The sequence below is a fragment of the Kibdelosporangium philippinense genome (assembly GCF_021390435.2).
GTDB lineage: Bacteria > Actinomycetota > Actinomycetes > Mycobacteriales > Pseudonocardiaceae > Kibdelosporangium > Kibdelosporangium philippinense.
Window position 1 is genome coordinate 760,780 of record NZ_JAJVCN010000004.1, and the last position, 12,240, is coordinate 773,019.

11 protein-coding genes are annotated in these 12,240 nt (G+C 65.2%); 8 read left to right on the top strand and 3 right to left on the bottom strand.

All coding sequences use genetic code 11. From position 1 onward, the window contains the following. Window positions 1–687 precede the first annotated feature (687 nt). The 6 genes from LWC34_RS46345 to LWC34_RS46370 all read left to right on the top strand — a co-directional run bounded on the left by LWC34_RS46345 (window position 688) and on the right by LWC34_RS46370 (window position 5,835). Window positions 688–1,230 (top strand): DUF4241 domain-containing protein, encoded by a 543-nt coding sequence (locus tag LWC34_RS46345; RefSeq protein ID WP_233731662.1) that lies wholly within the window; start codon window positions 688–690, stop codon window positions 1,228–1,230. A gap of 5 nt (window positions 1,231–1,235) precedes the next feature. Continuing rightward, on the top strand, window positions 1,236–1,391 hold the full coding sequence (locus tag LWC34_RS46350) for a hypothetical protein (RefSeq protein WP_233731664.1): 156 nt from the start codon (window positions 1,236–1,238) through the stop codon (window positions 1,389–1,391). A 15-nt stretch (window positions 1,392–1,406) separates the two neighbouring features. After that, on the top strand, window positions 1,407–2,087 hold the full coding sequence (locus tag LWC34_RS46355) for a sugar phosphate isomerase/epimerase family protein (RefSeq protein WP_233731666.1): 681 nt from the start codon (window positions 1,407–1,409) through the stop codon (window positions 2,085–2,087). A 102-nt stretch (window positions 2,088–2,189) separates the two neighbouring features. Then, window positions 2,190–2,747, top strand: coding sequence for an RNA polymerase sigma factor (locus LWC34_RS46360; protein ID WP_233731668.1), 558 nt, complete (start codon window positions 2,190–2,192; stop codon window positions 2,745–2,747). A 10-nt stretch (window positions 2,748–2,757) separates the two neighbouring features. Beyond that, a complete protein-coding gene (locus LWC34_RS46365) occupies window positions 2,758–3,840 on the top strand; it encodes a hypothetical protein (protein ID WP_233731669.1) in 1,083 nt (360 codons plus the stop codon). A gap of 210 nt (window positions 3,841–4,050) precedes the next feature. After that, complete coding sequence (locus tag LWC34_RS46370; protein WP_372496785.1) at window positions 4,051–5,835, top strand: Xaa-Pro dipeptidyl-peptidase; 1,785 nt, start codon at window positions 4,051–4,053, stop codon at window positions 5,833–5,835. Window positions 5,836–5,841: 6 nt separating this feature from the next. Here LWC34_RS46370 and LWC34_RS46375 read toward each other — a convergent pair whose 3' ends face one another. Beyond that, window positions 5,842–6,720, bottom strand: coding sequence for an AraC family transcriptional regulator (locus LWC34_RS46375; protein ID WP_233731671.1), 879 nt, complete (start codon window positions 6,718–6,720; stop codon window positions 5,842–5,844). 131 nt (window positions 6,721–6,851) lie between these two features. Between LWC34_RS46375 and LWC34_RS46380 the strand changes: the two genes are divergently transcribed. After that, entirely contained in the window at window positions 6,852–7,925 is a 1,074-nt protein-coding gene (locus LWC34_RS46380) for an aldo/keto reductase (protein WP_233731673.1), read from the top strand. A 2-nt stretch (window positions 7,926–7,927) separates the two neighbouring features. Next, window positions 7,928–9,568: a CocE/NonD family hydrolase gene (locus tag LWC34_RS46385; RefSeq protein ID WP_233731676.1), complete on the top strand. Its 1,641-nt coding sequence runs from the start codon at window positions 7,928–7,930 to the stop codon at window positions 9,566–9,568. Here LWC34_RS46385 and LWC34_RS46390 read toward each other — a convergent pair. Together LWC34_RS46390 and LWC34_RS46395 are read right to left on the bottom strand one after the other, a co-directional pair. Then, window positions 9,552–10,259 carry an SGNH/GDSL hydrolase family protein gene (locus LWC34_RS46390; RefSeq protein WP_233731678.1) on the bottom strand — a complete coding sequence of 236 codons (708 nt, stop codon included), beginning with the start codon at window positions 10,257–10,259 and terminating at the stop codon, window positions 9,552–9,554. The genes LWC34_RS46385 and LWC34_RS46390 overlap by 17 nt on opposite strands. After that, window positions 10,256–12,121 (bottom strand): tachylectin-related carbohydrate-binding protein, encoded by a 1,866-nt coding sequence (locus LWC34_RS46395; RefSeq protein WP_233734087.1) that lies wholly within the window; start codon window positions 12,119–12,121, stop codon window positions 10,256–10,258. Before LWC34_RS46395 ends, LWC34_RS46390 begins: the two co-directional genes overlap by 4 nt. Window positions 12,122–12,240 lie beyond the last annotated feature (119 nt).

The following is a 12,240-nucleotide window of genomic DNA, read 5'->3' on the forward strand; positions in this document are numbered from 1 at the left end:
CGGCTCGCTTCGGTCATAGCCCCTACCGCGCCGAAGTCCTTACAAGCCGCATGCTCGTCGCGGTGATCAGGCTTGTCGAAGTAGGGTCGCAGTCCGCTGGCATTACAGGGGGCGAGATGGCGGGGCGGATAAGGCGACGAACATTGCTGGTGTCCAGCGCTGTCGCGGCGCTGGCGGCGGGTGGAGCCATAGCGGTGGCGAATTTTCGCAAGCCGCCGGTCGAGGACCCGTTCCTCAACGGGGAACTGCCGGTCGCGCCCGTGCCCGACCCGACAGACGAGCCGGTAGAGGTCGTGTACTGCGCCGGGTGGGACTACAAAGCGCGTGTCCCGGTCTCACCGACGTCCGAATCGGTCGCACGCGCACAGGACACCGCAAGCGCCCAGTACGCGGCGGTCCTGCTCGTCGGCGGGGTGGTCAGGGCGGTCGTGGAAGTGTGCTGGTCAGCCCACCACGCCGAGCTGTGGAACGTCGACTCCGACGGCCGCAGATACCGTGGGGTCTCCTATCGGCGTTGGCCGGACGGGCACCTGCGGCTGTTCCTGGTCCGCAGCTGGAACTACCCCGCGCGGGACACCCCCGAATTGCACAGCGAACAGCCGACGTTCAAGGCCCAGCTCCAGCGCGACCCCGCTGCCGCGATCCAATCGATCGCCGTACCCACTGCGTCCGCAGAACGTCACCGAGATGGTCACCGACGGCGCGCGACTGCGCACAGAGGACGGTCGCATCCTGACCATCAAACGAACCTCTGCCGGCACGATTCGGTTGCCCAGCGGGAAATTGCTCGTCGCGGACGCAGCATGGCTGCACACCGATCCCAAACCACTGGCCGCGACGGCGACACCTGGCACGTACCCGGTGGATGTGTTCCAGGTGATCGTGGACGGGAAGCCAGGGGAGACCGCCGCGTGCCGAGTGACCGTGGCCGATGTGCCGGTCGCTACGTGGAAACTCGCGCTGCGCGATGGGGACCATGAACTGGACCTTGGCGAAGGGCAGTTCGCGGGCAACCCGGTGAACACGGCCACCATCTCGTTGATCGACGCCACCGGCATCGTGGCTCGGGTACGGCAAGGACGGCACGCTCGCCTGTTTCGTCGCCGACCTCTTCGCGCCCGGCGTGGCGGAAGCCAAACCCATCTGACCCTTTGTGGACACAACGGCCAAACGGCGAATTGCAGCCACTCGGTCACCATAGCGACCGGCCTTGTCGGATACGAGGATTGAGGGTTATGACTCACAACCCCAGCCGACGCGCCGTCCTGATGGCGCTCGTCGCCGCAGGCGCCACTCTGCCGTACGCGACCGCCAACGCAAGTACCTGCAAGCCCGCGCCAATCGCGTTGCAGATGTGGTCTCTGCACGAACAGGCCGAAAAGGACTTGTAGGGCGTTCTGGAACGGGTGGCGGACATCGGTTACGTAGCCATCGAGTCCTACGACCTCTATGGACATTCGCCCAAAGCGGTCAAAGCCCGCCTCAACGCACTCGGGCTCGGCCTGTGCAGCTCCCACGCGCCTTTCCCGTCAGGAGAAGACGCCAAAGAGATCCTCGACCAATATGCCGAGCTGGGCGCGCGCACGCTCGTGTGGAGCCTGGAACCGGAGGAATTCACCTCCCTGGACGCGATTCGACGAGGCGCGGACCGGATCAACAAGGCTGTGGACAACGCTGCCGCGTACGGCATGCGGATCGGCTATCACAACCACTTCGCCGAGTTCCGCAATTCCTTCAACGGACGCAAGGCTTATCGGATCCTGCTTGACGAACTGGACCCGCGGGTCGTCATCGAACTCGACACCTACTGGGCACAGACCGGCGGCGTCGACCCCGCGGCCGTCTCCGCGTCGCTTGGCAGGCGGCTCGAGTTCACCCACCTCAAGGACGGGCCTGCCCTCGGCATGGACGACTACATGGTTCCCTACGGCGAAGGCGTGATCGACATCCCGAGGGTGGTCCGCGCCAATCCTTCCGTCCGGTGGAACATCGTCGAGATGGACCGCTCGCACCACGACATGTTCGAGCTGCTTCGCGGCTGCTACGACTACCTCGTCAGCCGGGGCCTGGCCACCGGGAGGCGCTGACGCCTCATCGTTTCCGACCTGCTGTTCGTCTCCACTCTGAACGCTTTTGCCGCCAGCTGGCAATGGCGGGGTGGAAGGGGCAAGGCAGCAGCGAGGAGCGTGATGACGTCAGACGCGGAACTGATCCGCAGATCGCTGACCGGGGACACGGAAGCGTTCGTGGAGGTGATCTGCCGCCACGAGCAGGCGATCGGGGCCTACCTCGCGCGGCGAGTCGGCTCAGCGGCGGCGGAGGACCTGCTCGGCGAGGTGTGGGTAGCAGCGGCCTTCGAGTCCCGGAGAACCTTCAACCGGTCGTTCCATGAGGCACGGCCGTGGTTATACGGGGTGGCGCTGAACAAGCTGAGACGTCATTGGCGGGATCGTCCGGCCGAGGACCTCGTGCCGGACGCGACCAGCATGGTGACCGGGTGGGATCCCTGGCCCGCGGTTGAGGCCAGAGTGGACACCCAGTCGTCGCTGCGGGCGGCATTGGCGAAGCTCAAGCCGGAGGAACGAGAGGTACTGACCCTCGTCGCCTGGGAGGACTTGACCGTCGCCGATGCCGCACGCGTGCTTGGCATTCCTGCCGGAACGGCGCGCAGGCTGATGCACCAGGCCCGCAAAGCGCTGCGCAACGCGCCCGAAGTGGCTGCCTTAGTCAACATTCCAGCAGTGTGAAAGAGAGCTCGTGATCATGGATGAGTTGGACCTGGTCAAGCAGTTGAAAGATGTCCCGCCGCTGCGACCAGAGGCGTACGAGCGCGCCAGGGCGACGCTGGGCACGGCAATGGCGCAGACACAGACCTTGCAGCGGCCGGACGCCGCTGTGTTATCGAGGAAGTGGTTTTCGTTGGCACGCTTGGGAATTAAGGGCCGGATCGGCATCGGTGTGGCTGGCGCCGTCGCCGCGGGTGCTGCCGTCGTAATGGTGGCGTCGACCTCGGTGCCCACCCCCGCACCGACCGAGGCGACCGCTCAGGAAGCCGTCGTCGAAGCCCCGCTGATGAAGCTGGCGACCAGCATCAAGGCGAGTGGCGGCCAGTTGCCGGGAGACGCGTCGCTGGTCATCAGGTCGACGACCGCGCCGGACGGAAAGCCTTACGTCGTCTACAGTCTCTACACCGACAAGGGCGCGGTCTTCTTCGCGGAGTCCAAAAAGGATCTCCCAGGGGCGGTTTCCCGTGGCGCCGACCTCGCCGACCCGTCGGACGCCCGGACTCTGGCGGCGGCGCGTGCGGCGGCATCCGGTGACCTCGACAAGGCTCGTGTGCAGATGGTCAACGCCACGAAGAACGTGTGGGGGCTGGACCTCAGCCCAGCCGAGCAGCAGAAGATCTGGGACGCGGCCCAGGCCGAGACGATGAAGCTGCTGAAGGAGAAGGGGGTCGCCAACCCGCAGCCGAAGCCGCGCCCCACTGGCAAGGCACTGGAAGAGGCGATCAGCAACAACGTCCGGACCAACGCGACCAACGCGCTGTTCCTCGGTGCGGCCAACCCGGAGGTTCGGGCGGGCGTGCTGCGCCTGATCTCGTCCATTTCGGACGTCAAGGTGGACAAGTCGACGGTCAAGGACCGTCCGACGCTGGTCATCACGGCTGGTCCTTCGGTGTTCGGCGGCCACAGCGAGGGAATCCTGACCATCGACGCCGAGACGGGACTGCCGCTGCGCTCCGACACGAAGCCTGCCCCGAAGTCGGACGGCCCCGCGGCCGTGGCGACGTACGACTCGAAGCGAGTCACGGTGGCTGACGTGGTGGCTGGCAAGTTCTGACACACCTGGTAATCGAGCAGGGGCCTGACCCGTCTGGGGCAGGCCCCCGTGTCTGTTCAGGACCAACTGGTCGGGCGTTCTGGCGGCCGAGGATTCACACACTTGTGGCTGTTTTACGTCATTGCGCACCGCTGCCAGTCGATGACTGACAGTATATCCGTGATCCACGGTCGTAGTTGCCGCAACAGTGAATCCCACGGAGGTCCTGCGGTGCGGTTCGGGTCTTGGTCTCTCTTTCCTGTTGTCACGGCGATTTTGCTGGCATCGGCGACGCCGGGCCGTGCTGAGCCGCAGGAGCCGGTCTTCCAGGATGGTCAGGCGCAGCCGGTGTTCGATCCGGCCGATGTGGTGCGCGACGACCTGTGGGTGACCGCGCCGGTGGACAGCGATCGTGACGGCGAGGACGACCTCGTGCATGTCCAGGTCGTCCGGCCACGCGCAACTGAGCAGGGGCTGAAGGTCCCGGTCGTGTACGAGGCCTCGCCGTACTATGGCGGGTTCAAGAATCTCCCGAACCACAATGTGGATGTCGAGCTGTATTCGCCTGGGTATCAGACAACCGCGACCGGCGACGGCCGGGTCGGTCCGACCCCGGAGATGACTTCGCACTACGAGGAGTTCTTCACTTCACGTGGCTACGCCATGGTTTACTCGGAATCATTGGGCAGTGGTCAGTCGACCGGGTGCCCGACCGTGGGCGGGCGCAACGAAACCATCGGTGCGAAGTCCGTTGTGGACTGGTTGAACGGCAGGGCCGAAGCGCAGGACGCCGCCGGTGCTCCGGTCAGTGCCAAGTGGACGACCGGAAGTGTTGGCATGATGGGTGTTTCCTACAACGGAACGCTCCCCAACGCGGTGGCGACGACCGGTGTGCGAGGCCTCGACGCGATTGTCCCGATCGCCGCGATCTCCAGTTGGTACGACTACTACCGCGCTGACGGCGCGGTCGTCGCGCCCGGCACGTTCCAGGGCGAAGACGTCGATGTGCTCGCCGGATCGGATTACACCCGAGCGGACCAAGAAATCTGCAAGCCGCTCATCGAGCAGCTCCGGAAGGACCAAGACCGCGTCACCGGCGACTTCAGTCCGTTCTGGCAGGAACGCGACTACCTCAAGGACGCGCACAACGTTCGTGCCGCGACCCTTGTCGTGCACGGCCTGAACGACTGGAACGTGAAGGGCTTGCAGGCAGCGCAGTGGTACGAGGCAATCAAGAAAGCCGGTGCGCCACACAAGATCTGGTGGCATCAGAAGGACCACACCGACCCCGTCACCGTCCGCAAGGACGAATGGTTGAAGACGCTGAACCGCTGGTTCACCCGTTACCTGTACAAGCAGCAGAACGGCGTGGAAACCGAGCCCCGCGCGACAATCCAGCGCGAGGACGGGTCCTGGGTGGACGAAGCCGAATGGCCCGCACCCGGTACCTCCACCGGTTCGCTGTACCTCGGCGCCGGCGGTCCCGCACACGGAACCCTTGGTGTGCAGAGAAAGCACGACTCGATCGTCGAATCGTTGACCGACGATGCGTCGAAGAAAGCCGAGACTCTCGTCAACGAGGCCAGTTCGCCCAACCGTCTGTCCTATTCGACCAGTGCGACGCGTAAGTCAATCCGGTTGTCCGGCCAGGCAAAAGTCGACCTGCGTGTGTCGTTCAGCCGCCCGGCCGCGAACGTGACGGCACTGCTCGTCGATCGAGCACCCGACGGAACGAGCAAGATCGTCACCAGGGGCTGGACCGACCCACAGAACCGGATCAGCCCGTGGCTGACCGTGCCGATCACGCCGGGCCAGCGCTATTCGGTCGAGGTTCAGTTCGAACCGAAGGACTACGTCTTCGCGGCAGGCCACAAGGTCGAGTTCGTCCTGTTGTCCAGCGACTACGACTACACCTTGCGGCCGAAACCCGGTGCGGGCATTTCTCTGAAGGTCGACGACACCGCCCTTCAGCTGCCGATCGTCGGTGGAAAGCGCGCATTGGCCGACGCTCTGTAGAGTGGTTTACTCCTGGACGATCGCCATCGTCTGCAGGCGGATCGCGTCCTGTCCCGGCGGTGCGCCGTACATGCGCCGGTACTCGCGGCTGAACTGCGAGGGATTGTCGTATCCGACGGAGTATCCGATCGCGGCCACGTCGTGCGGCGCCGCGATGAGGTGCAGGCGAGCCTTCTGCAACCGGATCTGTTTCTGGTACTGCAGCGGGCTCATCGCGGTCACCGCGCGGAAATGCCGGTTGAGCGAGGACACGCTCGTACCGATGTCCGAGGCGAGGTCGTCGATCCGGATCACCCGGTCGTAGCGGGTCCTGATCCACGCGATCGCCCTGGCCACGAGGGCCAGCCTGCTGTCGGCGATCCCGGCCTGCCTGATCATCGGCCCCTGCGGCCCGTTCAGCAGCCACCAGTGGATCTCCCTGCGCACCGCGGGGCCGAGCACCCGCAGGTCACGGGGGTCGTCCAGCAGTCGCATCAGGCGCACGATGGCGTCGAGCAGCTTCTCGTCCGCGTCGCTCACCGCCATGCCAGGACCCTCATGTGGGCGGATCGTGGTCGGGCCACCGTCCACCATCAGCTGCGCGATGGTCGCGGGTTCGAGCCGGATCCCGAGCGCGAGAAACGGTGCCTCGACGATCTGCCCGATCAGCGGGAGCTCGACGGTCACCACCGCGGCCTTGCCCGCGCCGTGCTCGAAGACATGGTCACCGAGGATGGTGCGCTTCGCTCCCCGCACGACCAGCGTGAACATCGGTTCGGTCACCGAGCCCATCGGGGCGGTCACCTGCTTGGCCGAGAACACAAGGATCCCCTCGATCCACTGTGGACGTGAATCGGTCACGGCGTGTCGTGCGATCCGGCTGGCGAGCTCGGCTAGCTGGCTCATCGGCCGAGTGAACCACGGGCACGATGATCCAGGCAAGATTGAGCGGATCGTGCACTCGATCGCGCGCATCGGTCTAGGTGATCACGAGATCTCGGCCTTGAATGGAGGTATCCGAGATTGGAGAACCAAGCATGTCGCTCGATTCCTACGTCACCCTTGGCCGCTCTGGCCTGCGCGTCAGCCCGATCACGCTCGGCACCATGACCTTCGGCGAGGATTGGGGCTGGGGCGCCAGTGCCGGGGAGTCCGAGAAGATGCTCGCGGCCTATGTGGACCGTGGCGGCAACTCGATCGACACCGCGAACACGTACACCAATGGCCACGCCGAGAAAATCATCGGCGACTACCTCGCCGGACGGCCGTCGTCGCGTGAGCGGCTCGTGCTCGCGACGAAGTTCTTCGGCAATATGTACGAGAAGGACCCGAACGGCGGCGGACCCAGCCGTAAGGCGATCGTGCAACAGCTGGAGAACTCGCTACGGCGCCTGCAGACGGACTATGTGGACATCTACTGGCTGCACAACTTCGACCCGGTCACCCCGGTCGAGGAGACCATGCGAGCGCTGGACGACCAGGTCAGGGCGGGCAAGATCCGGTATGTCGGCTTCTCCGACGTGCCCGCGTGGGCGACAGCCGAAGCGGCAACGCTCGCACGCTGGCACGGCTGGTCGCCGATCATCGCGCTGCAGGTGGAGTATTCCCTGCTCGAGCGCACCGCGGAGGGAGAGCTGATCCCGATGGCGCAGGCCATGGGCATGGGCGTGCTGCCATGGTCGCCGTTGCGGGGTGGGTTCCTGTCGGGCAAGTACTCCAGCGCCAACACCACGCCGGACGACGCCACTCGCGGGCGGGTGCCGGACGAGGCGTCCCTGGTGGTGATCGATGCCGTCAACGCCATCGCCGAGGAGCTCGGGGTGTCTTCGGCCCAGGTTGCCTTGGCTTGGTTGCATGGACGGCCGGGCGTGAGCTCGATCGTGATCGGCGCGCGCCGGATGGACCAGTTCGAGGCCAACCTGGGTGCCTTGGACGTGACGCTCACCGATGCCCACCGTGCCACACTGGATGACGTGTCCGTTCCCGCATTGAACTTCCCGGCCGAGAACAACAGGCTGCTCGCGCCGACCCTGCAGTTCGCTGGCGCCACAGTGGACGGTCGGCCGTCGGCGATGTTGCCCCTGTTCCAGACCTCCACCACCCGATACTGATGATGAGCACTGTGGCCGAGGCGGCAGTCGGCAAGCTGTGGCGGTTGCCAGCAAGGCGCAACCGCGTCAAGGTGGAACGAGCCGTCAAAGTGCCGATGCGGGACGGTGTGACGCTGCTGGCCGACCACTACATCCCGGTCACCGATTCGCCCATGCCCACCATTCTGGTGCGTTGTCCGTACGGCAGAGGATTTCCGTACAGCCTGATGTCGGCTCAGCTCTTTGCCTCACGTGGCTATCACGTGTTGTTCCAGAGCACCCGTGGTACGTATGGATCCGGCGGCACGTTCGTGCCCGCAGTCAGCGAACCCGCTGATGCGCAGGACACCGTTGCTTGGCTGCGTGAACAAGAATGGTTCGACGGTCGGCTGGCGACGGCTGGTGGCAGCTATCTCGGCTATACGCAGTGGGCGCTCGCGATGGACCCGCCGCCGGAGCTGACCGCGATGGTCGTCATGGTTGGCGTGCACGACATCAGCCTCGCTGCCTATCAGCAGGGGCCGATGGACCTGTACAACGCGCTCAGCTGGTCCGATCTGTTGTCACATCAGGAAACTGTCAGCCCGGCGGTTGGTCTGATCAGGACATTCCTTGCCGAACGCAGGCTCGCCGGGGCACTGAAACGGTTGCCGTTGCGCGGGACTGTCGATGGTCTCGGCGGCGCTGGGGCGCCATGGTACGACGACTGGGTCGACCATCCTGATAGGACCGACTCGTATTGGGACTCCTTCCGGGTCACGGATGCCCTGCATCGCGTCGAGGTGCCGACCTTGCTGATCGGTGGGTGGCACGACTACTTCATCCAGCAGACGTTGGCGCAGTACGACGCCTTGCGCGCACGGAACGTCCAAGTCGCGGTGACCATCGGACCGTGGACACATCTCACAGTCGACAACAAGATCGCGATGCCACAAGCCATTTCGTGGCTGGACGAGCACGCCGCGGGCCGTGCCCCGGTCCATCGCGCAGCTCCGGTGCAGGTGTTCGTTAGCGGGCAATGGCAGAACCACCAGACATGGCCACCCGCGGACATGAGAACCGAGACCTGGTACTTGCAATCGGACAATCGGCTCGCCGGTTCAGTGTCCACTGAGGAATCATCGGGCACGGGATTCCGGTACGACCCCGAGAATCCCACGCCCTCAGTGGGTGGACGAGTGATGGCATTGAGCGGTGGGGCGAAGGACAACCGGAAACTGGAAGCACGGGATGATGTCGTCGTCTTCACGACGGAACCACTGGCCGAAGCGGTGGAGGTGCACGGCGAACCGGTGGTGGAGCTGCATGTCACGTCGGACAACGCCAATGCCGACCTGTTCGCCAGGATCTGCGATGTCGATCCAAGCGGTCGCTCGGTCAACGTCACCGATCGGATCGTCCGATGTACCGAGCGGGACACCGTCGCGGGCGAGGTCCGGACCGTCCGGATGACCCTTGACCCGACGGCACATCGGTTCGAGCCCGGTCACCGCATCCGGCTGCAGATCTCCGGCGGGGCGTTTCCACGGTTCGCGCGAAACCTCGGCACCGGTGAGAATCCGGGAACCGGCACAGCGATGAAGGCCGCGTCGCACGTCATCCAGCACGATGCGACGCAGCCATCCCGCATCTCCTTGCCGAGACGCCTCAACCGTTCTCGATAGCGTCGGCGATGAGCTCGTTGCGGGCAGCCTGACCCTCTGGCACCGACGTGTGCACGCCGTCCCGCAGATAGGCCGTAAGGCGGGACGGCTTTCCGGCAAGGAACTCGGCCCAGCGGATGATCTCCAGGTTCGGGTACTTGCGCTGGGCGTCGGCCAGCTGGAGGTTGATCCACGCACTGTTGCGCTGATCGGCCAGTTGCACCGCCGTCGACTGCGAGGTACGGGCGACCTGCACGTTGACCCAGAAGACCTTGCGGTTCGGGCCGACGATGCTCATCGTACGGGCCACCTGTGCGCCGAACACCGGTGGCGTGAAGATGTCGTTCGAGCCGGTCGCCATCAGGATCCGGGTCGGCAGGCCGTACGCCTGCGCCCACTGCTCCAACGCGTCGACCGCGGGCTCGGTCGGCCTGCCGGACCAGTTGTGCACCGCGATCTGGTTGTTGGGCAACAGCCTCTCGGCCAGCGCCCGTCCATCCTGGACTGAGATGCTGTCGCCGAACATGAACAAGCCGTTGGATCGCAGCACTGGGCCGATCTGGTCCATAGTGGAGATCTGCTTGGACAGGTTCTGCCACGGCCCCAACGCACCGGAGCCGTAGCCGTCAGCAAACGCTTGCTCGGCCGTCAGGAACGTGGTCCCGATGGCTGCCGCGCCGATCGTGAACAGCCGCCGACGTGTCGTGTTCATCGTGATTCCCCTGTCTGGCCGGTGAATGTGCGCGCGGTGACGTCTCGATCCTTGACCGTCTGGATGGTCCCGTTCGGTGAACGCCACGTGAAGATCGGGGTTCCGTTGGTGAGCAGCAGGGATGACGGGTCGGTCGCCGCTTCTTCGACGTGCCAGACCTTCCAGTCACCGAAACCGCCCGCGGGTGCCACCTGGCTGGTTTGGTGCACAAGGTTGTTCTCACCGCGAGCGGCGATGTCGATGAGGCCGGACGTACGCAGCGCCGCCGCGGGCGAACCGATCGCGGTCAGGCCCGGGATCGCCTGCCAGGTCTGCGGGAACGTGTTGTTCGTCTCGCGCTGCGTGGAGATCACGCCATCTGCGGTGCGCACGAACACCTGCAGGTCGCCATTCACGTGGGCGACAGCCGAGGGACGGCCGGTGCCGTTGGTTCCGATGGTCCGCCATGCACTGAGCGCGTTGGCCGCGTACGTCGCTGTCTGAATGGTGCCATCGTTCGTGCGCGCCACGATGTCGACCGCGGTGCCGTTGAGGATGGCCGTGAAGTCCGCGGTCAGGCCAACAGGTGCGGAGATCTGGCGCCACGCGCTGAGGTCGTTCGCCTTGCGCCACAACGCTCCGGCACTGTCCACAGCGTACGTGGTCAGCGACTTGTTCGGTTCACGAACGATCACCGGGTCGCTGATCATCCAGCCCCTGTAGGCACTGACAGCCGAGATCGGCTCCCACGTGCCGTTGGCCGTTGGCTGCACCCTGCCTCGGTAGGTGCCCAGGTTGTAGCTGTTGGCCAGTACTTCGAGCTTGTTGTCGGCACGGACCGCCGCGCCTGGCTTGCCGTTGAATCCGTCGACGTTCGCGATGACCTGGTACTCAAGGATGTCGTAGTCGCCGGGATTCCGTTGTTTCGCCGCGGTCAGCTGGCCTGCCGTGTTCACGTAGAAGAACGTCACGAACCCGTCGGAGCCTTGCACAGCGGTATTCGCCCCGTCATGGCGCTGCACGACCAGCGGCTGGACCGGCCGGGGGAAGCCGGTGATCCGGCAGGCGTTGGGGTCGGCGACCACGTCGAGCTCGTCATCCCAGCCGCTGCCAACGACTTTGCGCGCGTCCCACGTGTTGGTGTCTTCGTGGTAGCGATACCAGAGAAGGTCGCCTTTGTCGACGCCGCCGCCAGCCGCGGCGCGCACGCCGTAGAGAACGTCGGCCCCTGCAGAGGCTATCCGGGTGAACGCGTTCCACGAGGACCCGACGAGCTTGCCGTACTGGGTGAACCGGTCGGAGTTGGCGTCCCAGCGGTATCGGTAGAGCTCGCCGTCGGTTTCACGGGCGTAGAGCACACCATCACCCGCGGCGACGATCAGGTTGTACTTGGCCCAGCCGGTGTCCAGGACCTGGGCGGCACTCCACTTGCCAGTCGCGTTGTCGCCTATCCACTCGAACACGCGCAGCCGGCCTTCGGCGTCGATGTGGTACAGCCTGCCCTTCTCATCGACGGTGACCTGGTTGCGGCCTGTCGCGTCGGTGGCGTGCCGGGCCCAGCCGCTGCCGACCAGGCGCGACTGGTCGCCGCCCCAGCTGTCCCACCCGGTGCCGTTGTAGCGGTACCGGAACATCTGGCCGGTGGTCTTGCTCAGCAGGTACATCACGCCGTTCGGCGCCGCCAGGGCCTTCGCGTCGTCCCAGCCGCTGCCGATGTGGTTCACCGTGCCCCACTCGGCCACACCGGTCTCGGGCTCCTCATGCGGATAGAGATACAGACCGCCGCCTGGCCGCACGCTGAACACATTCGCCGCCGTGTTGCAGGTGAATGTGGGTGCCGCCTGGCCATTTGCCTGCGTTGCGACAACCGAAACAGCGGCCATGGCCACGGTCGTGAGAATAAGTCTTGTTCTGGACAGTCTGATCCCACGTATCCGCATTATGAAATACCCCCTCAAAAAGGTGACCGGCGCCGAGGATGCTAACCGCGTGTCCCGCACGC